The sequence below is a fragment of the Helicobacter pylori SA213A genome (assembly GCF_000476275.1).
Classification (GTDB): Bacteria; Campylobacterota; Campylobacteria; order Campylobacterales; family Helicobacteraceae; genus Helicobacter; species Helicobacter pylori_CL.
The window spans coordinates 14926-37885 of the sequence record NZ_CBOM010000006.1 but is presented as its reverse complement, the minus strand read 5'-3'; the positions used below and the strand labels follow the sequence as shown (position 1 = coordinate 37885).

The following is a 22960-nucleotide window of genomic DNA, read 5'->3' as shown; positions in this document are numbered from 1 at the left end:
AAGAGAGTTAAAAAAGAGAGTTAAAAAAGAGAGTTAAAAAAGGGGGGGTTAAAAAGACTAAAGGGATTTAATCTTTTTAAAGCGCTTTCAAACCTTTGGCGTAATCGTTTGCGTGATGAGGCGAGTGATTTTTTCTCTTAAATGCAACAAGGGTTCTGAGCCTTTCGCTAAAGCCTTTAGGCATAGATGAGAACTAGCAATCTCGCTCACGGCTCCATCCACTCCTTTGCTCTCTTCAATCAATTCTCGCACACCAGAGAGCTCTATGGGGCAATTGACAAGCACCAAATTCAAATAATGCGTGTAGCCATCAAACATGCACATGTTACTCATGTCGGTGGTTTTGGGATCTAAAATCGTATTATCATAGTAGATAGGCTTTTTATCTTGTAAGATAGAGATTTTGGTGTGCAAGCGGTTGAATTTAAACAACTCATTGCGCGCTACTCGCCCTGCGACAATGATTTCACTATAGAGCAATTGAGAGCCAGAGTGCAGAGAAATCGTGGTATTGCCCTTAAAATGCGCGTTTTCAAAGGGGATTAAAGGGAAGGGCGCGAAGTCTAAAAAAGCGTTTTCCCCCACAACAATGCGCATGTCCCTGCTAGCAAACCCATCTTCAGTGTTATGGATTTTTTCAAAGGATTGCGAGGTGATCCTTAGCTTGCAATTTGGACCGATGCTTAATTGCACATCTTGCGCATCGCCTTTCATTAAGCCAGGGCTTACCGCTAAAAGCATGATTTCAGCTAAATCGTCTTTAGGGTAAAAGGGCGCCATGAGCTTAAAGGGGGGCGTGAAAAAATTGTCTTCAATCACGCACCGCCCGTCAGCCCCTATTTTGGTTTTTAACCTGAGCTTGGATTCTTGAGCGTAAGTGTTCATCAATCTTCCAATAAAGCGTTGCGCTTGATCCAAGCGATCACATCGTCTAAACCTTCTTTAGCGCGGATATTCGTAAAAATAAAGGGCTTTTCGCCGCGCATTTTTTTAGAATCCCTTTCCATGACTTTCAAGTCCGCTCCCACATAGGGGGCTAAATCAATCTTATTGATGACAAGCAAGTCTGAACGCGTGATTCCTGGCCCGCCTTTCCTGGGGATTTTATCGCCCTCAGCCACATCAATCACAAAAATCGTAAAATCCGCCAACTCCGGATTAAAAGTCGCTGAGAGGTTATCGCCTCCGCTTTCAATCAAAAGCAATTCCAAATTAGGGAAACGGCCATGCATTTCTTCTACGGCCTCTAAATTCATAGAAGCGTCTTCTCTAATAGCCGTGTGCGGACAGCCTCCTGTTTCTACGCCAATAATCCTCTCTCGCGGCATCACCGAATTTTTACACATAAACTCCGCGTCTTCTTTCGTGTAAATATCATTAGTGATGACCGCCATGTCATAATCTTTTGACATGTGGCGCGTTAAAGCTTCAATCAAGGCGGTTTTACCGCTTCCTACAGGACCACAAACTCCAATTTTTACCATAAAATTCCTTTCAATTTGAGATTAAAATTCAAGACATATAAAGGCGCGAGTATAAACTCTCATGCTGCATCGCCTTAATGTCGTTTTGAACGCTTGCCGCGCACAGGTGGCTTTCGTCTAATTCTAGGGTTTTTTCTATGAGCTGGTTAAAAGGGCTTTGCAAGCTCAATAAGATTTTTTGCCCATCATTTTGGGATAAAGGGACGCTTTTAACGCAGTTGATCACCATGTTAGAAGTTTGCGCATAAAGATAATGCCTTAAAGCCTTTTTCAATTCAATGTTCAAACTCGCCGCAAAAACGCCATAACTAGTGGCATGGGTGGGATCTTTGGTTTGTTGAGCGTAAGCGTTAAAAAATGCACCCATGTCTAATTCGTTCATGGCTTGTAAGGTTTTAATGAAACGATTGCCTAGCTTTTGATTGGCTAATCGTAATTCCATGGGGCTTGTGGATAGCCTAATCATTTCTTCAACCCCTAAGATTTTTTTTAAATCTTGTTGGAGAGTACTTTCATAGGTGAGTTTCAAGCTCAGCATTTCCGTATAAAGGAACTGGCTAGAGAGATTGGCTTTTAAATATTTTAAAGCGCTTTCTTTATCGGTAACCTTTTTTTGCTGGATGTAAGTTTCTAGCCCAAAAGAATGCGTGTAAGAGCCAATAGGGAACACCGCATCATTGACTTGCAAGATCAGAAATTCATTATCCACATGAGCATTGTTGTCTGTCTTTGGGGTTTTTGGGGGCATACCCACGCTTTTTTTAGTGCTTTTCACGCTTTTTCCTCTATCCTCTATATTTATTTCATGACCACTTTAAAATCGCTCGCTAGTGAGACCTTAAAATTAGGCTCACTATGGGGCATGCTCACGGTTAAGCGCTCTTTGGAATCCAATTTTGAACTTAAAACACGATTTTGAACCCCTAGCTTTTCTAGTAACGCTAGTGTGGGCTTTTCAAATGGTGTTTTAAATTCAAATTGAGACTCGCCATAGTATAAAGCCGCATGGCGGTTTCCTATTTCATAGCATATCTTCGCTACTTCTGCCACGCTCTTAGCTTGGATGTGAATGACTTCAGAATCCAAGATATTAACGGCGATAATTTCCTTCTCTTCTTTAAATAAAATATCCCCTTGAGAGAGACCCAACTTGGGAGCGTCTTTAAGGCGTATGGCTATGTCTTTGCCTTGTCTGGTTTTAAAACGAGCGATTTTTTTCCTCGTTTCAAACCATTCCAAATCCACATAATCCACGCTGAAATCCAAGGGGTTTAAATCCCTTAGATTGCCCATCAAACGCTCTATGATCATCTCACACCCAGTGTTGGATAAAGAGCAACCAAGCAGGGATCCAAGCGGTTAAAATACCCTCAATGATAGCAAGCCATGGAGTGAATTTCCCTAAAGGGATTTTCAAGATGTTTTCAATGAAAGCGGTAAGCCACAAAACACCCCAAGCCAACCATATGATTGCCCACCAATCGCCTTCAGTGATGCCTAACACTTTGTGGTCATCAAGCATATCGCTATAGTGGGATAAAATCGCAGCAGGAACAGTGTTGATCGCTACGAATAAGCTATACCAAGAATACGGCCTCCAATCCAAACCAAAAGTGTGGTTGATAGCCGCATACAAGTAGGTAAAACCAAACAATAACCCAGTCGCTGGCCCATAGAAACTAGTCAAATGGTGCGATACTTGAGCAATATCTTCGGCACCTTCTACAGGGGCTGTAGGGTGGAGCGCAGAATAAGTGATGACCACCACATTACAAACAATGGAAAGTCCGCCCACAAAAAAGTTCATCACCGCAGTGCTTTTAGGATCGACTTTGGTTAATCCGCAAATCCCGTTGCTGATTAAAACAATCCCAACATATAACAATACAAGTCCTAGCATTGCCTTTTCCTTCCAAACAAAAATTTTTACAACAAACGCACCTTACGAATAACTTTTGTTGCTTGAGCTAATCATAAAGAAAAATAGTAAATTGACAAAAAATAAAACAAAAAAATAAGCTCTTAACTTTTAATAAAAAAGTTAGAGAGCCTACAACCTAAGATTTAAGGAGGAACGCTCCTAAAACCTTAGAAAATTAAAAAATCCTAGAAAATGCTAAAGAGTTGTGCCAAGCTCACTTTATTGGCTGGTTTAGAAGTTACTTCTTTGCCATCCACGAACACATGGTAAGTTTCAGGATTGACTTCAATGTGAGCGGTAGTGTCGTTGAATTGCATGTCTTTTTTGGTGATGTTTCTGCAATTTTTTACCGGCAACACTTGTCTTTCAAGCCCTAATTCTTCTTTAATGCCTTTGTCATAAGCTGCTTGAGACACAAAAGTGATGTTTGCATCGTATTTAGCTTTACCATGGTGAGCGAACATTTCTCTGTAATAAACCGGTTGTGGGGTAGGGATAGAAGCGTTCGCATCGCCCATTTGACTTAACGCAATGAATCCGCCTTTGATGATCATGTTGGGTTTCACGCCAAAGAATGCTGGACTCCACAATACCAAGTCAGCCACTTTGCCCACTTCTACAGAACCTACATACTCGCTAATCCCATGAGCGATCGCTGGGTTAATGGTGTATTTAGACAAATAGCGTTTGATCCTGAAGTTGTCGTTATCGCCTTTTTCTTCTTTCAAGCGACCAAATTCTTTTTTGTTTTTGTCAGCTGTTTGCCAAGTTCTGGTGATAACTTCACCCACACGGCCCATCGCTTGAGAGTCAGAACTAGTGATGGAGAAAATCCCCATGTCATGCAAAGTGTCTTCAGCCGCAATGGTTTGAGGGCGGATCCTTGAATCAGCGAACTGAACATCTTCTTTAATGCTTTTATCCAAGTGGTGGCACACCATAAGCATGTCCATGTGTTCGGCTTCTGTATTCACGGTGAAAGGGATAGTGGGGTTAGTGGAAGCGGGTAGAATGTTGTGTTCACCGGCTACTTTAATAATATCAGGAGCGTGTCCGCCGCCAGCGCCTTCAGTGTGGAAAGTGTGCATAGTGCGTCCGGCAATAGCTGCCATAGTGTCTTCTACACAACCGGCTTCATTCAAAGTGTCTGTGTGGATAGCGACTTGCACATCGTATTTGTCCGCAACATCTAACGCATGATTGATTGCAGAAGGAGTGGTGCCCCAGTCTTCGTGGATTTTAAAGCCAATCGCACCGGCTTCAATTTGATCGGCTAAGCTTGCATCGTTAGAAGCATTACCTTTAGCCAAGAAACCTAAGTTCATAGAATATTCTTCAGCCGCTCTGAGCATCCATTTTAAATTTCTTCTGCCTGGAGTGATAGTAGTTGCGTTAGTGCCATCAGCAGGGCCAGTTCCGCCACCAATCATGGTTGTTACACCGCTTGCAAAAGCTGTAGGGATTTGTTGGGGTGAAATGAAGTGGATGTGTGTGTCAATACCACCAGCAGTTACGATCAAACCTTCACCGGCTAAGGCTTCAGTAGCAGGACCCACGCTAAGATTGTTTTTAACGCCATCTTGCATGTCTTTGTTACCGCCTTTACCAATGCCAGCGATTTTGCCGTCTTTAATACCAATATCCGCTTTATAAATACCGGTGTAATCCACGATTAAAGCGTTAGTGATAATCAAATCCAGTTCTTCTTTGCTAGGGTTGTTAGATTGGCTCATGCCTTCTCTTAGGGTTTTACCGCCACCGAATTTAAGCTCTTCGCCATAAATGGTGTAGTCATGTTCTACTTCAGCGATCAAGTCTGTATCGCCCAATCTCACTTTATCGCCTGTAGTAGGGCCATACATAGAAACATATTCTTTTCTGCTAATCTTTTTCATTTCTTACTCCTTAATTGTTTTTACATAGTTGTCATCGCTTTTAGCGCCATGAAAACCACGCTCTTTAGCTCTGTGTAAAGCAATTTTTTTGCTTTCGTTGTCTGCTTGCCTATCAACCAATGCGTTAAATCCAAAGATTCTTCTGTTACCGCCAATGTCAATCAATTCCACGGATTTTTCTTCGCCAGGTTCAAACCTTACCGCTGTCCCGCTCGCAATGTCTAAGCGTTTACCGAAAGTTTTTTCTCTGTCAAAGTCTAAGCATCTATTCACTTCAAAGAAATGGAAGTGTGAGCCGATTTGAACCGGTCTGTCGCCAACATTTTTAACTTTCACGCTAACGGCTTTTTTGCCTTCGTTGATAGTGATGTCTTCATTTTTTAAGAACAACTCACCAGGAACTAATTTACCATTGGCCTCAATAGGGGTATGCACGGTTACGAGTTTGGTCCCATCAGGAAACATCGCTTCAATACCCACTTCATGGATCATGCTTGCCACACCATCCATCACATCATCTGGTTTTAAAAGAGTACGCCCTTCTTGCATCAATTCAGCCGCAGTCTTTTTACCAGCTCTCGCTTCTTCCATAATATGGGCACTAATCAAAGCTACTGCTTCCACATAGTTAAGCTTAATGCCTTTTTCTTTGCGTTTCCTAGCTAATTCTCCAGCGTAGTGGAGCATCAACTTATCTAACTCTTTTGGGGTGAGTTTCATCTCATTCTCCTATTCTTAAAGTGTTTTTCCTTGAAGACATAACGCAATCAAGGTTGGAGTGATTGTAGCAATTTTTTGATTTACTAAGATTAACAGAAGCGTTCATTAACTAATTATTATTTAAAATGAATTAGTGTTATAGTTTTGAAGCGCTATAAAAGCGTTATTAGAAGCGCGTTTAATACCCCTTTAGAATTTATAAAGATCAAAAACTCGCAAAAAAAATGAGAATTAAAATTGGAGTGATAATGGTGGCCACGACTGGACTTGAACCAGCGGCCACTACCATGTCAAGGTAGTGCTCTACCAACTGAGCTACGCGACCTTTATTAAAAAGGGCAATTATGCCTTAATTTTGTTTTGTTTTTGCTTAAAAAAGAATTGTCTTAACAATAAAACGCCCACGCCCACATCTATCATGACATCAGCGAAATTAAAAATGGCAAAATCAAAGCCATAATGATAATACACATAATCCACCACGCCCCCATGCACAAACCGGTCTAAAACATTAGAAACCCCAGCGCCAAACACCATGCCAAACTCTATGGCATGGCTTTTAAAAAGCTCCTTTTGGCGCATTAAAAAGATAAAAAGCCCTAAAATCAAAAGGATTTGCAAGTATTTCAAACCCCCCTCTAAAAAACTGAGCAAGGAAAACGCCACGCCTTTATTGAATACTAAAACAATATCTATAACCAAACTTTCATAGCGAAACCCCTCTAAAATAGCGTATTTGATCGCTTGATCTATGCCAAAAATAAGAAAAAAAACCCCTATAAAAACCAACAGGCTTTGTTGGGTGGTTTTTAGCACAAATGCCCTTCAAAAAATTCTTTTAATTCTTGCATTTTGGATTCTAAAAGTTTTTCGTCTTTAGCTTCTAAAAGGATTCGTAATTTGTTTTCAGTGCCGCTATAACGGATCAAATGGCGGATTTCTAGCTTGTCTAATTCTTTTAAAAGAGCGCTATAACCTTTCAGGCTTTCTAAAGGGGGCTTTTTTTGGACATTCAAATTCACTAGGTTTTGAGGGTATAATTCAAAGGGGTTTAACGCAACAGAGCTTACTTGCTTACTTTCTAACACTAACGCGCTCACTTGCAACGCGCACACCAAACCATCGCCGGTTTTAGCGTAATCGCTAAAAATGATATGTCCGCTTTGCTCGCCTCCAAAATTGGCTTTATTCAATCGCATGCATTCGCTCACAAACTTATCCCCAATCGCGCAATGCTTCAATTCTAAATCTTGGGATTTTAAGTATTCTTTAAGGGCTAAATTGCTCATGTTTGTAGCGACAATCGCTTGAGAAGAAAGGGCGTTTTTAGATTTTTGATAAACCCCTAACACCCCTAAAAGCTTATCCCCATGCACGATATTCCCTAAATTATCCACCACCACTAGCCTATCCGCATCGCCATCAAAAGCAAAGCCCAGATCCGCGCGGTATTTTTTCACTTCCTGGCTCAACTGGTTGGGGTGTAAAGCCCCGCATTGCTCATTAATGTTACACCCATTAGGCTCATCATTGATCACTAAAACATCAGCCCCAAGCTCGCTAAAAACGACCGGAGCCACTTTATAAGCCGCGCCATTAGCCGTATCTAGCACGATCCTTAAATTTTGCAAATTCAAATGTTTGGGGAAAGAGTGCTTCAAATGCACGATATAGCGCCCTATCACATCGTCTATCCTTTTAGCGCTACCGACGCTCTCGCCCACTTTATAGCTAGAATGCAGTAATTCTTCATCATGAAAGATTTCTTCAATCGCTCTTTCTTCTTCTTCTTTAAGCTTATAGCCATAAGAATTGAAAAACTTAATACCATTATCTTCAAAAGGGTTGTGGCTCGCGCTTATCATAATGCCCGCATCGCAGCGCATGTCTTCGGTTAAAAACGCAATCGCAGGGGTAGGCATAGGCCCTATTTGGATCACATTATAGCCTATGGAAGTGAGAGCGCTCACTAAAGCGTTTTCTACCATATAGCCGCTTTTTCTGGTGTCTTTACCGATTAGAATTTTATTCGTTTGAGAATGTTTTTTAAAATACAACCCGGCAGCAATGCCTAAACGCATCACAAACATGGGGGTGAGTTTCACCCCTGCTTTACCCCTCACGCCATCAGTCCCAAAAATTTTCATCGTTATAAAATACCTTTTAAACTATTTTTAATCAATTTTTAGATAGAATTATGCCAAATTTTACATTACAAAGGGATTAAAACAAGGCTATGGCAAATCATAAGTCCGCAGAAAAGCGAATCAGACAGACCATTAAAAGAACCGAACGCAACAGGTTCTATAAAACTAAAGTTAAAAATATCATTAAGGCCGTGCGTGAAGCGGTCGCCATCAATGATGTAGCAAAAGCTCAAGAGCGTTTGAAAATCGCTAATAAAGAGTTGCATAAATTTGTCAGCAAAGGGATTTTAAAGAAAAACACCGCTTCTAGGAAAGTCTCAAGGCTTAACGCTTCAGTGAAAAAAATCGCTCTCGCTTAGTTTTAGGGCGTTTTTAACTTCTTTAAGCTCAGTAATGGGTTTTTGTTATTGGGCTTCTTTTTAAGTTTTGTGTTTTTTAGATTGTTGAATCTTTTATTCACATCTTTTTATAGGTAGTCTTGCATGTCCATTCTAGCTGAAAAGCTTTCTTCCATTCTCAAGCGATACGACGAACTCACAGCGTTGCTTTCTAGCGCTGAAGTGATTAGCGATATTAAAAAACTCACCGAATTGAGCAAAGAGCAAAGCTCCATTGAAGAAATCTCCATAGCGAGTAAAGAGTATTTGAGCGTTTTAGAGAACATTAAAGAAAATAAGGAGCTTTTAGAAGACAAGGAATTGAGCGAACTGGCTAAAGAAGAGTTAAAAATTTTAGAAATCCAAAAAAGCGATCTAGAAACTGCCATTAAGCAACTCCTTATCCCTAAAGACCCTAACGATGATAAAAACATTTATTTAGAGTTAAGAGCCGGCACAGGGGGCGATGAAGCGGGCATTTTTGTAGGGGATTTGTTTAAAGCGTATTGCCGTTATGCGGATTTGAAAAAATGGAAAGTAGAGATAGTGAGCTCTAGCGAAAACAGCGTAGGGGGCTATAAAGAAATCATCGCTTTGATTAAGGGCAAGGGCGTGTATTCAAGGCTCAAATTTGAAGCAGGCACGCATCGAGTCCAAAGAGTTCCCGAGACAGAATCTCAAGGGCGAATCCACACTTCCGCTATCACAGTGGCGATCATGCCTGAAGTGGATGATGTGGAAGTTTCTATCAACCCTAGCGATTTAAAGATTGAAGTGTTTCGCGCTGGCGGGCATGGGGGGCAATGCGTTAATACCACAGACTCCGCGGTTCGCATCACGCACCTCCCCACCAATATCAGCGTGAGCATGCAAGATGAAAAATCCCAGCATAAAAACAAGGATAAAGCCCTAAAAATCCTAAAAGCGCGCCTTTATGAAAAACAAATTGAAGAACAGCAACTCGCTAACGCTAAAGACCGAAAGGAGCAGGTGGGTAGTGGGGACAGGAGCGAAAGGATCCGCACCTATAATTACCCACAAAACCGCTTGAGCGAACATAGAATCAATTTAACTCTGTATAGTTTAGAAGAAATCATGCTTTCAGGGAATTTAGATGAAGTGATCAACCCTTTAATCGCCCACGCCCAAAGCCAGTTTGAATAAGATTTTTACACGATACGACAAAAGCGATAAAACAGCGTTTTTTAAGATAGCCACCCGCTACGACCAAAAACCCTAAAAGCTCTAAATTTTCGCCCTACACAAAAACAGCGCAAGAGCTTCAATAAAATATAGTTAAATATAATTTTAAATTCTTTATATATATTTTTATATATAAATACATTTCTAAAAAATAAAACGATTTATTTAACCTATTCTTAACGAAAAATTCACTTTTTTGTGATATAACTCCAAAGCTTACTATAAGAGCGGATTGTATTCTGTGGAAGCGAATGTATGAGGACAACTCTCAAATTTTGATAGCTCCCTATATTTTTGCGCCATAGCATGAATGCAATAAAAAAAGAAATCCTTAGGATTTCTCACATTAAGGAGTTTTAAATGAAAAAAGTTTTTTTAGGTATGGCATTAGCCTTTAGTGTGTCTATGGCAGAAAAAAGCGGCGCGTTTTTAGGAGGGGGGTTTCAATATTCTAATTTAGAAAACCAAAACACCACCCGCACCCCAGGTGCTAACAATAACACCCCGATAGACACTTCAATGTTTGGCAGCAATCAAGTAGCTCCAGCCCAAGAAACGCAAAGCGCTTCTAAACCGGACACTAAAGTCAATCCAAGCGCAAGCTGGATGAAAAAATAAGAAAGAAGTTATGAAAAAGTCATTCAAAAAATTAGGCTTTGTCTCTTTGGCGGCTAGTGGCGTGCTTTTAGGGAGCATGAACGCTACCGATTTAGAAATCTATGCAGCACTGCAAAAATCATCGCATGTTTTTGGTAATTATGCTGAAAAGGATAAGGAAGATAGTAAATCAACAAGCGATTCACCAACGCAACAACAAGCCCAAACTCAAGCCCAAAACACCGCTTCAAGCGACAGCAAAGAAGCGACAACGCTTGAAAACACCGCTTCTACTGACAACACAACCGCCACAACTGATGAAGCTTATACAACAAGCACTGACACTACTGTAGCTGATGCGGCTAAACAAGTAGAAACCGATAACACAGCCGTTCAAAACGATGAAAAAACTTTAAAAACAGATGTAGCTAAAGTTCAAGCTGATGCTAGCGCTAAAGATTTTGATGAAACCACTTTTAAAGCCGATCAAGCAACAGAACAAACCGCTGAAACAACTTTAAAAAATGATGAAAATCAGCTCACTAACGATCAAAACGCTTTAAACACAGATTTACAAGATCAGACGAAAACACCAACCCCACCAACTAAAAAAGATGACACAAGTGGTAGTGGTAGCGATAAAGACCAACACACCGCTTCAAGCGGCACACCAGCTCCAGAAACCCCACCAGCTAAAAAAGATGAAACAAGTGGTGGCACTAGCGGGAACACCGTGGCAAGCCAGTTAACCAAAGACACCACTATGGTTAATAATCTTAAGAGCGTGAGCGTGAGCGGCATGAACACCACTTTAAGTGGGGTAGAAACCATGTCTCAACAAACCGCAACGATCAGCACTCTTTTAAGCGGTAATCCTAGTTTAGGCAGTGTGATTCCTAACGCTCAAGGGCTAAACAGTGCGTTTAGCGCATTAGAAAGCGCTCAAAACACTCTAAAAGGCTATTTAAATTCTTCTAGCGCGACGATTGGGCAATTGACAAACGGATCTAATGCGGTTGTGGGCGCGCTAGATAAAGCTATCAATCAAGTGGATATGGCTTTGGCCGATCTTAGTGCAACTGATACGCAAAAAACGCAAGCCGTTACGCTTGCGACTGCTAGTGATAGTGCAACGACAACGACAGATGCCATCAATTTCTTAAACGCGCTAAAAAGCAATCTAATGGCTCAAAAAGACGCTTTCATGAATGTGCATAAAAACATTCAAACCGCTGTCGCTCAAGCCCAAGCAACCTACACGCCAAGCGTGATCAACACCAATAATTACGGGCAAATGTATGGGGTAGATGCGATGGCAGGGTATAAGTGGTTCTTTGGTAAAACCAAACGCTTTGGCTTTAGGTCTTATGGATACTACAGCTATAACCATGCGAATTTAAGCTTTGTGGGGAGCCAGCTTGGAATCATGGAGGGCGCGTCTCAAGTGAATAACTTCACTTATGGCGTGGGCTTTGATGCGCTCTATAACTTCTATGAAAGTAAAGAGGGCTATAACACAGCAGGGTTGTTCGTGGGCTTTGGGTTAGGAGGGGATTCGTTTATCGTTCAAGGAGAGAGCTACTTGAAATCTCAAATGCACATTTGCAACAACACGGCAGGCTGTTCAGCGAGCATGAACACGAGCTATTTCCAAATGCCTGTGGAATTTGGTTTTAGGAGCAATTTTTCTAAACACAGCGGGATTGAAGTGGGCTTTAAATTGCCTTTATTTACCAACCAATTCTATAAAGAAAGGGGCGTAGATGGATCAGTAGATGTGTTCTATAAAAGGAACTTCTCTATCTATTTTAACTACATGATCAACTTCTAAGCCTTTTTCTTCTTTTACAATAGAGGGTTTTCTCTCTGTTGGTTTCTTTTTTCTTTTTTTGCGATATTTGTTTTGTTGGGGGTTAGGTTTTTGTTTAAGAAAGTTTTTTAAAAACTAAAGAAGCGTTTAAAACAGAACCTTTTGTTTTGGGATTTGATTTTTTACTTTGGCTTGTTTTCAAAAGTCATTTTGATTTCTAAAAATAGTCTATAATGCTCGCAAGAGATATTTTTTAAGGTTATCAATGAAAGCTATAAAAATACTTTTTATAATGACACTCAGTTTAAACGCTATCAGCGTGAATAGGGCGTTGTTTGATTTAAAAGATTCGCAATTAAAAGGGGAATTAACGCCAAAAATAGTGAATTTTGGGGGTTATAAAAGCAGCACCAGTGAGTGGGGGGCTACTGCTTTAAACTATATCAATGCGGCTAATGGCGATGCGAAAAAATTCAGCACTCTAGTGGAAAAAATGCGTTTTAACTCTGGCATCTTGGGGAATTTTAGAGTGCATGCGCGTTTAAAGCAAGCTCTAAAATTGCAAAAGAATTTGAAATATTGCCTTAAAATCATCGCTAGGGATTCTTTTTATAGCTACCGCACCGGTATTTATATCCCCTTAGGCATTTCTTTAAAAGATCAAAAAACGGCTCAAAAAATGCTCGCTGATTTGAGTGTGGTAGGGGCGTATCTTAAAAAACAGCAAGAGAATGAAAAGGCTCAAAGCCCTTATTACAGGAGCAACAACTATTACAACTCTTACTATAGCCCTTATTATGGCATGTATGGCATGTATGGCATGGGCGTGTATGATTTTTATGACTTTTATGATGGCATGTATGGGTTCTACCCTAACATGTTTTTCATGATGCAAGTTCAAGATTACTTGATGTTAGAAAATTACATGTATGCGCTCGATCAAGAAGAGATTTTAGACCATGACGCTTCCATTAACCAACTTGATACGCCTACTGATGATGACAGGGACGATAAGGACGATAAATCCTTACAACAGGCAAATCTCATGAGCTTTTATCGTGATCCCAAATTCAGCAAAGGCATTCAAACCAACCGCTTGAATAGCGCTTTAGTCAATTTAGACAACAGCCGCATGCTCAAAGACAATTCGCTTTTCCACACCAAAGCCATGCCCACTAAAAGCGTGGATGCGATAACTTCTCAAGCCAAAGAGCTTAACCATTTAGTGGGGCAAATCAAAGAAATGAAGCAAGATGGGGCGAGTCCTAGTAAGATTGATTCAGTGGTCAATAAAGCTATGGAAGTGAGAGACAAATTAGACAACAACCTCAACCAACTAGACAATGACTTAAAAGATCAAAAAGGGCTTTCAAGCGAGCAACAAGCTCAAGTGGATAAAGCCCTAGACAGCGTGCAACAATTAAGCCATAGCAGCGATGTGGTGGGGAATTATTTAGACGGGAGTTTGAAAATTGATGGCGATGACAGAGACGATTTGAATGATGCAATCAATAACCCTATGCAACAACCTGCGCAACAAACGCCTATTAACAACATGGACAACACCCATGCAAATGACAGCAAAGATCAAGGGGGTAACGCGCTCATAAACCCTAACAACGCCACCAACGATGATCACAACGATGATCACATGGACACTAACACCACTGACACCGGCAACGCAAACGACACCCCCACTGATGATAAAGATGCTAGCGGCATGAATAATACCGGCGATATGAACAACACCGATACCGGCAATACGGACACTGGTAACACCGATACCGGTAACACTGATGATATGAGCAACATGAACAATGGCAACGATGATACGGGTAACGCTAATGACGACATGAGCAACGGCAACGACATGGGCGATGATTTGAACAATGCGAACGACATGAACGATGACATGGGTAATAGCAACGATGACATGGGCGATATGGGGGATATGAACGACGATATGGGTGGCGATATGGGAGACATGGGGGATATGGGTGGTGATATGGGGAATTGAGATTAAACCCCAACATCAAAGAGTGATAGCCAAAACTTAATATTTTTATTTATAATTCTTTTAAGGGGGATACTTTGGCGATGAATACCCCTTTAACCCCCAACTAACTCCCCTAAGAACGCTTTTTAAAATCCAACCAAAGCTTTTTATCATCAAACTAGCGCAAAAAACTCCGTCCTTTAGGGTGCAAGATGTAAGCGCTTAGGCTATATTCAAGCTAACAAAATACCTCTAGTCTTTTTAGGGTAAGAAATGCCCATGCAGACCTTAAAGAGTCTTTCGCATTAGCGTTCGTTAGGGTGCTTTAGTTAAAAAACCCCTTGCTTGAGAAAAAGGGGGCGGTTCCATATTTTAGACGCTCAAAATTAAAAGCAGAAATTAAAATTTCTTCTTACCCACATCTTCTAAAATATCTTGGGAGATCCCATCAATTTTAGCGCTGACTTGTAAGGAATGGTTAGCGATAGTCAAATTATCCTGCACATCTTGTTGCAAAGCGTTAATGGAGTTGTGGATGTTTTCTACGCCCTTATTTTGCATTTTGATAGACTCAGCGTTATCGGCAATGCTTTGAACTAAAATATTAATATTGGCTTCAATTTCGCTGAGCGATTTTTGCGTCCTTTCAGCGAGCTTCCTCACCTCATCAGCCACCACCGCAAAGCCTCTGCCATGCTCGCCGGCTCTTGCGGCTTCAATAGCAGCGTTTAGGGCTAATAGATTCGTTTGATCGGCAATATCTCTAATCATATCCACCACGCTTTTAATGTCTTCGCCTTGAGAGATCATCTCTTGGCTTTTAGAATCAATTGTTGTAATAATATTAGTGATTTCTTCTAAGGATTGGGTGGTGTTTTTCAGGCTTCTTTCTTGCTTGTGGGCGGTTTTAGTCAAGTTATCCACGCAAGTTTTTAAATCTTTGGATTCATGATTGAGCGCGTTCGCAAACCCTAAAGAAGCTTTAAGCATGCTAGAAATTTCTTGCCCTAAAGTGTTGAGCGCTTTTTCCATGTTGGCTTTAGGATTTTGGATGTGGTGGGTGAAATCCAGGTTTTTATAATGCTCTAGGGCGTTATTTAGGGATTCAATATTGGCGCCAATTTGGTTACGGAAATACTGGATAATGCTATTAATCGTATTTCTTAAAGCTTGCAAATCTTTATTTTTAGGCACGCATGCGATTTCTTGCGTGAAATCCCCATTTTCCACATAATTTGTTACTTCAATGCTGTTTTGAATGGCTTTGTTATCGGCTTGAATGCTTTCTTGGGTTTTGAGAATGTTTTCATTGATAGAAGCTTGCATCTGCCCGATTTCATCATAAGCGCTTGGGGGCGTTAGGCTTATGGCATGGTTATTTTTGGGGTTATTAAGCAAGTTGAAAAAATCATTTAGGGTGTTATTGACCCTACTGATGCGTTTGGTTATGAGATTGGAAACGATGATGAAGACTAAAAAGGCTAACACCAGCACGCCTAAAATCAAAGTGGTGATAATAATGAATTTGGTGTTTGTCGCTTCTTTAAAGACTAAAGATTTATTGACATATTTCCCAATTGCCCAACGCCAATGATTGCCGTTATTCCCTTTTTCTTCAAAAAAATCAAAGGGCTGTATGGCTAAAAAGGTTTCTGTATTCCCGCTCAATGAATGGTAGCTCAAAGTGCCCGCTTCGTTTTGATTGTAATACTCCACAGCTTTAGCGACTCTTCTATCCGGATTGATAGCACTTAAAATTTTATCTTGAATCTCACGATTAGGGTTGATTAAAAGCCTGCCGTCTTTCCCCATTAAAAAGGTGTTGCTCTTATTTTGGCCTATTACATCGGTATAAAAAGCGTCAATGTTTAAAAAGAGGTTCAGCGCACCCATAACATTTTGATTTTTACCCATTAGGGGGAGGGTAATATCCATGCCATAGATTTTATCGCCATTAACCTCCTTATAATAGGGATCTGAACGGGTTATACTTTTGAGCGAATGGATTTGATTAATCATGTTTTCATTGAGCGTGGTATTAGGGTAGGCGATTTTTGAATCCATGTTCATTGCAGTGATAATTCGTTCATTATTATTCGTATAAATCGCGCTAACCAATAACACATGGGGGTTTGCCAACAAAAACTCAGAGAGCATGCGCCTTTTTAGGGTGTTGTTGATAGCATTATTTTCATCGCTTAAAAATTTTTCAAGGGTGTTAGCACCCATAAAAATGCGCTTCATAATGCCTTGAATTTTAAAACTGACTAACTGAGCTTTTTTTTGCAGCAATTCTGTGGCTTGGCTTTGCAACACGCTTTCAACCTTGTAGCTGATAATAACGCCCATAACAGCGCTAATGACAATAACGACCGCACACACCATCATGACGATTTTAGAACCAATTCTTGTAGATTTCATTCCCTTTGCCCTTTTAAAACGAATTGATAGAGAACGATTATTATACATTATTTTGAAATTTTAATAAAACAAGAGAGAACAAAAAGTAGAATAAAAGAGAGCCAAAGCCCCCCAAAGAAGAGCTGAAGAAATAAAAATTACCTTTTAGAGAATTGCGGGCTTCTTCTGGCCTTTCTTTTACCATATTTTTTGCGTTCAACCACCCTTGAATCCCTAGTGAGCAAGCCTTTAGGTTTTAAAATGGCTCTAAAAGCAATATCATAAGCGTTCAAAGCTTTAGAAATGCCATGCCTTAAGGCTTCCGCTTGCGCTGAGTAGCCCCCACCAAAAACCACCGCTTTAATATCCACAGATTGCTCTTGTTTGGTTAAAAGTAGGGGTTGCATGACCTTCATTTTAATGGCTTCATGCCCGCCCAACCATTGATTCAAGCTCTGCTCATTGATACTCAATCCGCCTTTACCCGGAGTGAGCCACACTTTAGCGATAGCGGTTTTTCTTTTACCGGTAGCATAGATTTTTCTCATTTAGCGTCCTTTTTGCTAGTTTGTGCGGTGTGAGGGTGCTTATCATCACGATAAACTTTGAGTTTTTTAATCATCGCTTTCCCTAATTTCGTTTTAGGGAGCATGCCCCTAACGGCTAAGTGGTAGAGCTTTTCGGGGGTTTTTTCTAGCATTTCTTGGAGAGTCTTGCTCTTGGTGCTGCCAAAATAGCCTGAATGGGTAAAATACTCTTTATCCTCTAATTTCATGCCTGAAAATTTAACCTTATTAGCGTTGATAACCACCACAAAATCCCCACAATCCACATTAGGGGTGTAAAAAGGGCGGTGTTTGCCTCTTAAAAGCACAGCGATTTCAGTGATCAAGCGGCCAAAAACTTTGTCTTTAGCGTCTAAAACGACCCAATCACGAACGATGTCATTGACTTTAGCAGTCTTTGTCATGAGAATCCTTTGATAAAATTAAAGCACTCATTATAAGGAAATAAGCTTAAATATTGCTGAATTTAAGGAAAGTTTAAAGTTTGAAAAGGGGATTTTTTAAAAATTTGTTTGATTGCTTTTAATTTTATGGTCAAACTCATTTTTTAAGTAAAACGCATTTTCTTAAAAGAATAGGGGGGTATTTTACAATAACCCTCCCCTACAACCCCCAACTAAAAACCCCCTAACCTCAAAAGACTGCTTTTAAAGAGGCTATCACTTGCTTGTGCAAGCTCTTTTATTGTATTTATTTTAAAAAATACCTTTAAGCATTTTTTAATTTTGTTACTCATGCTTAATAAGCCAAAGCCTTTATTTTTGCCCTTGATTGAGTCTTTCTTCTATTTTTTTTGATTTGTTGGCTCATTTTAGCGCTCGCATTGATTTGATTGATGAGCATGTAAAGGTTTATCATCATCAAAAGCACCACCACAATCCCTAAAAAAAACACGATTTGAACGGCTTTTTTAGCGATTTCTCGGGCTTCTTGTTCGTTTGGCATGCGTTTTTAATTTTCCAATTCTTCTGGAGATAAATCTTTATAAAAGCGTTCCAGTTCAAAGCTCTCGCCCAAATACGCAGCGATTTCTTGGGAATCTACAAGGGCGTTTTGCAAGCAACTCGTCGCGCCTGGAGAAGGGGTCATGTTAAAAGTGATGCCTTTATGGGTGCAAATCTTTTTTTCGCCTAATTCCAGCTTTCGCTTGGTTCTGTCTAAAACTTGCGGGCGCACTTCGCCAAAACCATGAGCGTATTCTAAATCTTCTAGGCTAAGAGAGGGGATGATTTTTTGAGCGTCTTTTAAAAATTTCCTTTTACCGATAATGGGCAATTCAAAAACCATGTTTTTAAACACATAATTACGGATTTCTTTATCGCTCATCAAATCAAATGCGATTTTAAACACATCTTTATTCAAATCCATTTTCAACAATTCCAAGCTAATACCCTTGAGCCAGCATTTGTTGCGCTCTAATTTAGGCATCGTTAAAGCCGTAGGCCCGATTCGTGTTTTTCCTTTAATGACCGCATCAGGGTCGCCATGTACGGCTGCAAAAGGGAGTTTGGGGTTTTGAACGGTATAAACCTTACCCCTTAATAAATCCGGCACAAAATAAAAGCTACCCGCCACAGGCAAGCACCCTAAATCTAGGCCATAGCCCATGCTCTGAGCCAAAGGCAAAGCGTAAGAGCCGGCATTGACTAGCACGAATTTAGCATACACTTCTTCAGCGTCTTCTGAAATTACGGCGTAAGTGTCGCTGCGTTTTTCAATCTTTTTCACTTTGAAATTCAAAAACACCTGGTTGTTAGGCTTTAATTTCAGGGCTTCTTCAACGAAGTTTTCACTCAACTTCGCAAAATTCATGGTGCTCCAATCCTTCCTATACCCATGCCCGATAATGTTTTCATGCCTGTCTATGCCATTAGCCCCTAAAATCACATTAGGCTCTAATTCTTTAATCTTTTGCTTGTCAAATTCTTCTAACCCCACAAAGATTTCTTTAAAGGATTCGTAGCGTTTTTTCATGAACTCGCATTCTTCATCGCCCACGCCTATAGCCATTTTCTGGGTTTCAAAAATCACTTCATTTTGCAAGCCTTTATTGAGCGCGTATTGTCTGGTTTTATAAGCGCTCAAACGCACTTTTTTAGCTTTTTCAGGAGTGTAATTCGTTTCAATAGAGCCATCATGAATGGTTTGTGAATTAGCCTTAGCGCTAGAGCTGATTTGAGCTAATTTAGAGCATTTTTCCACGATAGCCACGCGTTTTAAAGAGCTGTATTCGCTCAAAGTATAAAAGGTCGCGCACCCTGAAACCCCACCTCCAATAATAACGGCATCAAATTCCATACTCATTGTCTTTCTCCAAATGTTTTAAATTGATAAATCGTAATCATAGTATAAGAAAATCAATTCGCATTCAAAGGACTTGAAGTTTTATTGACAAAATCTTTCAAATCGCTCATTCCAAGCACCCTGTCAATCAATAATTTCTTTTTAGAAAACGCCCCATTATGCTCTTCCGCTAACCATAATGAAGTGATCACCACGCCCCCTATTTTATGGCTCAAGGTTTTAAAATGCTTTTGGGTTTGCACCGACCAGATGCTGTGAGCGACTATCGCTTGATGGTTGTGTGCGCCTAAATAGAGCATGATATGCCCTTTTAAATAGATGAGCGTTCCAAAAGGCGTGGCGTTTTTAAGGATATAGTCTTCTTTTTCTTTAGCTTTCATGGAGCTTAAATCCACATAATTGTTCGCATAACGGCTTTGCGCGTAGGAATTTCTGGGGAGCAAAATACCAAAATTAGCGAAACTATCCCTAGTGAAAGCCGAGCAATCCCTATTACCTAATAGCCCCCCCCAACCGTATTTTTGCCCTAGCATGGTGTCTATAAAATACGCCATGTTCTCGCTGTTAAAAGCCTTAGGGAAAACAAAAAAATCCTTTTCATCTAAGATCACGCTTTGTAAATCTGCATAACCCTTAGCGTCTCTCAAAAAACCATAGGCTTTCAATTCTTTTTTTTGGGGTTTTTGAGATGCGTTTTGACCTTGGGGGATGAGAGCGAACAATTCGCCCACCCTAGCATTGGTGTAAAAACCCCCATAGTCTGTATAAAGGGGGATTTTATCTTTTATAGGCATGACATAGTTTTTAAGCTTGGTTAAAAGCTCTATGTCTTTATCGTGCATGTAGGCTAAATCGCTAACTTTAATCCAGCCATAAACAAAACTGCTCTGAATGTGGGCGTAAGTTTTATCCGTGTTGAAATGCGTGACTAAAACCGGTGTGCCTTGAAAAATCAGCGAATTTTGATACCTGTCAAAAGGATAACCTTTTGGAGAAAGATAAAAAGGCTTGTTAGTAGGCACAGCCCTAACATCGCTATCTCGCGCTACAACAGCCCTAATCTTAGCACTCGGGTAACGCTCAATATCCATGCTTTTAATAAGCTCATCATTGAAAGCTTTTGCGTTGGGTTTTAGATCTTCGCCATAACCGGTGGATTTATTCATCTCCTTAAGGATCCAAAACACTTCTTTTTTATTGCTTTTGACTTTCATATCTAGCCATGGGGAATACCACGCTTTGAGATAGCTCTCTTTCAGATTTTCTCTTAACGCTTGGGGGTCAATGCTTTGGTTGTTGTTACTGCCATTTTGAGAGCTTGCAAGATAGCTTGAAGCCTCTTGGGGCAAGGATAAATCTTTGAGCGTGAAATCCTTTTTCATGCAACCCACAAACAAAAACAAGAAAACTACAAGAAAATAACGCATGCTTTAGAGAACCTTAACATCAAATGCGCAAATAGTTTCTTAAAATGCGCCCGTATTGCGGGCTTCTCAATTTTTTGATCGCAGAGCTTTCAATCTGGCGCACCCTTTCTCTAGTAACATTCAATTCCTTGCCAATTTCTTCTAAAGTTCGATCGCTTTCATCGTCTAAAAGCCCAAAACGCATGCGGATCACCGCTTTTTCTCGCTCATTCAACTGATCCAAAACGCTTTCAATTTGGGCTTTTAAATCTTCTCGCATGATGTGATCGATAGAGCTAACGATATTTTTATCTTCCACGAAATCCCCAAATTTGCCATCATCATCATTGCCGACTGGGGTTTCCAAACTGATAGGCTCTTTAGTCACCTTAATCACATTCTTCACTTTATCTAACGAAAGCCCCACTTCTTCAGCCACCACTTCTAAATCAGGCTCTTTGCCGGTTTCTTGAATGTGTTTGCGCATGACTTTATTGATGCGATTAATCGTGTCAATCATGTGAATGGGGATGCGGATAGTGCGGGCTTGATCGGCTATGGCTCTGCTGATAGCTTGCTTGATCCACCAGGTCGCATAGGTAGAAAACTTGAAGCCCTTTTCATGCTCAAACTTATCCACCGCTTTCATCAAGCCGATATTACCCTCTTGAATCAAATCCAAGAAGGGTAAGCCTCTGCTCGTGAATCGTTTAGCGATGCTCACTACCAACCTTAAATTGGATTTAGCCATTTTGTTTTTAGCGCGATCGGAAATCAATTTCCCTCTTTTGATTTGCTCTAAAATTTCTTTTAGTTTGTTGGGGGCTAAATCAAAGCCTTCTTCGCTCGCTTCTTTAGTCAAAAAAAGTTTTTTAAGATCCATATACACGCTCACCATAGTCGCTTCTGGCACTTGAGCGATAATATCTTCTTTAGTCATGTTAGTGATATTAGCAAGGATTTTTTTATGGTTAGCGATGAGAGTGTCATTGAATAAGGGCAATTTGTATTCCAAGCGTTTCAACTCTTTTTCAAACCCATCGCCACTTTTTAAAGTGGTTTCCATTGTTTTGACTAATTCATTAATCAGTTTGCTGGTAGGCTCTAAATCATAGAGTCTGTCTTTGAGCGTTTGGCGTTTGTAGGCTAGAGTCAATAAACGCACCAATTCGTCTTCTTTTTCATCTATGGGGGCTTCAAGGGCTTTAAGCCATTCTTTTTTAGCCTTGTCTAGGGCTTTAAAGCTTTCTTGAACCTTTTCTACACGCTTCTTGTCTTTTTCAGAAACGACTTTTTTCCTTTCTTCGTTTTCTTCATCTTCTTCGCTGTCATCATCCTTTTTAGAATCGCTCACGCTATTTTCATCGTCATCATCAAAGCTCCTGAAAAGCTCCTTAACCCTTCTTTCACGATTGATTAAAGCGTCTTTATACGCATAGATAAAATCAATCAAATACGGCACCGAGCAAATCGCGTCTAAAATAATGTCTTCGCCCAAGCGGATTTGCTTGCTCAATTCAATCTCTTCATCTTTGCTTAAAAGTTTTATATCCCCCATCTCGCGCAAATACATGCGCACCGGGCTATCGCTTCTGCTCCACTCTAAAAAATCCTTTTCTTTCAAAAAGTCATAGCCATCTTCTAATTCTTCATCTAAAACTTTTTGCTTTTCTTCAGTTTTTTTAATCTTGTCAATCGCATTGAGTTTTTTAGCGTATTCTGAAGAGCTGACCAATTTCTTTTGGTATTTTTGGCACAACTCTTTGATTTTTTTGATTTGGGCTAGAGTGGGGACTTTCGCGCTGATTTGAATGATAGACTCATAAGAAACGCAATCGCTCAAGGAATTAGCGAACAATTCTTCTAACGCTTCATTAAAACTAAGCTTTTTAACAGGAACAAGTTCTTTCGCTTTAGCTTCTTTGATCTTGCTTTCTTTAGTTTTATTTTCTTTAATTTTGCTCTCTTTGGCTTTATTGTTTTCTTTAGTTTTATTTTCTTGTGTGGCTTCTGTTTTAGCTTCCTGTTTAGCTCTTTTGGGGGCTTTTTCTTCGTTAGCTTTCTTTTTCATTGGACACTCCATAAAGTAAGAACCCATGCTTTCAATCAAAAGCTAGATCCATAAGATAAGATA

The 22960-nt window shown here is 40.2% G+C and carries 20 protein-coding genes, 1 tRNA gene and 1 pseudogene; 5 read left to right on the top strand and 17 right to left on the bottom strand.

Annotation, left to right across the window (positions count from 1 at the left end; all coding sequences use genetic code 11):
* Positions 1 to 87 precede the first annotated feature (87 nt).
* The 10 genes from QT74_RS03455 to glmM all read right to left on the bottom strand — a co-directional run bounded on the left by QT74_RS03455 (position 88) and on the right by glmM (position 8167).
* The gene (locus QT74_RS03455; protein WP_033764652.1) at positions 88 to 885 is read right to left on the bottom strand and encodes an urease accessory protein UreD; all 798 of its coding nucleotides are present in this window, start codon (positions 883 to 885) and stop codon (positions 88 to 90) included.
* The gene (gene ureG, locus QT74_RS03450) at positions 885 to 1484 is read right to left on the bottom strand and encodes an urease accessory protein UreG (RefSeq protein ID WP_000238762.1); all 600 of its coding nucleotides are present in this window, start codon (positions 1482 to 1484) and stop codon (positions 885 to 887) included. Before ureG ends, QT74_RS03455 begins: the two co-directional genes overlap by 1 nt.
* A 28-nt stretch (positions 1485 to 1512) precedes the next feature.
* Positions 1513 to 2232, bottom strand: a complete 720-nt coding sequence (locus tag QT74_RS03445; protein WP_080247164.1) for an urease accessory protein UreF — start codon at positions 2230 to 2232, stop codon at positions 1513 to 1515.
* Between the two features lie 50 nt (positions 2233 to 2282).
* Positions 2283 to 2795, bottom strand: coding sequence for an urease accessory protein UreE (gene ureE, locus QT74_RS03440; RefSeq protein ID WP_000583069.1), 513 nt, complete (start codon positions 2793 to 2795; stop codon positions 2283 to 2285).
* 1 nt (position 2796) lies between these two features.
* Positions 2797 to 3384, bottom strand: a complete 588-nt coding sequence (gene ureI / locus QT74_RS03435) for an acid-activated urea channel protein UreI (protein ID WP_000901267.1) — start codon at positions 3382 to 3384, stop codon at positions 2797 to 2799.
* A 206-nt stretch (positions 3385 to 3590) separates the two neighbouring features.
* Positions 3591 to 5300 (bottom strand): urease subunit beta, encoded by a 1710-nt coding sequence (ureB, locus tag QT74_RS03430; protein WP_000724295.1) that lies wholly within the window; start codon positions 5298 to 5300, stop codon positions 3591 to 3593.
* 3 nt (positions 5301 to 5303) lie between these two features.
* The gene (gene ureA / locus QT74_RS03425) at positions 5304 to 6020 is read right to left on the bottom strand and encodes an urease subunit alpha (RefSeq protein WP_000779233.1); all 717 of its coding nucleotides are present in this window, start codon (positions 6018 to 6020) and stop codon (positions 5304 to 5306) included.
* 249 nt (positions 6021 to 6269) lie between these two features.
* Positions 6270 to 6345 (bottom strand) — tRNA-Val (locus QT74_RS03420).
* A 17-nt stretch (positions 6346 to 6362) separates the two neighbouring features.
* A complete protein-coding gene (gene lspA, locus QT74_RS03415) occupies positions 6363 to 6836 on the bottom strand; it encodes a signal peptidase II (protein WP_033764648.1) in 474 nt (157 codons plus the stop codon).
* A complete protein-coding gene (gene glmM / locus QT74_RS03410) occupies positions 6830 to 8167 on the bottom strand; it encodes a phosphoglucosamine mutase (protein ID WP_033764646.1) in 1338 nt (445 codons plus the stop codon). The genes lspA and glmM overlap by 7 nt, the downstream gene beginning before the upstream one ends.
* An 89-nt stretch (positions 8168 to 8256) precedes the next feature.
* Between glmM and rpsT the strand changes: the two genes are divergently transcribed.
* From rpsT to QT74_RS03385, 5 genes are all read left to right on the top strand, one after another.
* Entirely contained in the window at positions 8257 to 8526 is a 270-nt protein-coding gene (gene rpsT, locus QT74_RS03405; RefSeq protein WP_001273627.1) for a 30S ribosomal protein S20, read from the top strand.
* 123 nt (positions 8527 to 8649) lie between these two features.
* Entirely contained in the window at positions 8650 to 9708 is a 1059-nt protein-coding gene (gene prfA / locus QT74_RS03400) for a peptide chain release factor 1 (RefSeq protein WP_000025111.1), read from the top strand.
* A 399-nt stretch (positions 9709 to 10107) separates the two neighbouring features.
* Positions 10108 to 10365 carry a hypothetical protein gene (locus tag QT74_RS03395; RefSeq protein WP_033764644.1) on the top strand — a complete coding sequence of 86 codons (258 nt, stop codon included), beginning with the start codon at positions 10108 to 10110 and terminating at the stop codon, positions 10363 to 10365.
* A 10-nt stretch (positions 10366 to 10375) separates the two neighbouring features.
* Complete coding sequence (locus QT74_RS03390; RefSeq protein ID WP_033764642.1) at positions 10376 to 12175, top strand: outer membrane protein; 1800 nt, start codon at positions 10376 to 10378, stop codon at positions 12173 to 12175.
* A 244-nt stretch (positions 12176 to 12419) separates the two neighbouring features.
* Positions 12420 to 14171, top strand: a complete 1752-nt coding sequence (locus QT74_RS03385) for a dentin sialophosphopreproprotein (RefSeq protein WP_033764641.1) — start codon at positions 12420 to 12422, stop codon at positions 14169 to 14171.
* A 378-nt stretch (positions 14172 to 14549) separates the two neighbouring features.
* On the opposite strand, the gene tlpC is transcribed toward QT74_RS03385, so the two are convergent.
* The 7 genes and pseudogenes from tlpC to rpoD all read right to left on the bottom strand — a co-directional run bounded on the left by tlpC (position 14550) and on the right by rpoD (position 22924).
* On the bottom strand, positions 14550 to 16571 hold the full coding sequence (gene tlpC, locus QT74_RS03380; protein WP_033764639.1) for a methyl-accepting chemotaxis protein TlpC: 2022 nt from the start codon (positions 16569 to 16571) through the stop codon (positions 14550 to 14552).
* Between the two features lie 137 nt (positions 16572 to 16708).
* The gene (gene rpsI / locus QT74_RS03375) at positions 16709 to 17098 is read right to left on the bottom strand and encodes a 30S ribosomal protein S9 (protein WP_001227274.1); all 390 of its coding nucleotides are present in this window, start codon (positions 17096 to 17098) and stop codon (positions 16709 to 16711) included.
* On the bottom strand, positions 17095 to 17520 hold the full coding sequence (gene rplM, locus QT74_RS03370; RefSeq protein ID WP_000167675.1) for a 50S ribosomal protein L13: 426 nt from the start codon (positions 17518 to 17520) through the stop codon (positions 17095 to 17097). Before rplM ends, rpsI begins: the two co-directional genes overlap by 4 nt.
* A gap of 351 nt (positions 17521 to 17871) precedes the next feature.
* Positions 17872 to 18061, bottom strand: a pseudogene (locus tag QT74_RS03365) (DUF5408 family protein).
* Between the two features lie 6 nt (positions 18062 to 18067).
* Entirely contained in the window at positions 18068 to 19420 is a 1353-nt protein-coding gene (locus QT74_RS03360) for an FAD-dependent oxidoreductase (protein WP_033764637.1), read from the bottom strand.
* A 53-nt stretch (positions 19421 to 19473) separates the two neighbouring features.
* Positions 19474 to 20847 carry an SH3 domain-containing C40 family peptidase gene (locus tag QT74_RS03355; protein WP_033764635.1) on the bottom strand — a complete coding sequence of 458 codons (1374 nt, stop codon included), beginning with the start codon at positions 20845 to 20847 and terminating at the stop codon, positions 19474 to 19476.
* A gap of 19 nt (positions 20848 to 20866) precedes the next feature.
* Positions 20867 to 22924: an RNA polymerase sigma factor RpoD gene (gene rpoD / locus QT74_RS03350; protein WP_195742336.1), complete on the bottom strand. Its 2058-nt coding sequence runs from the start codon at positions 22922 to 22924 to the stop codon at positions 20867 to 20869.
* Between the last annotated feature and the right edge of the window lie 36 nt (positions 22925 to 22960).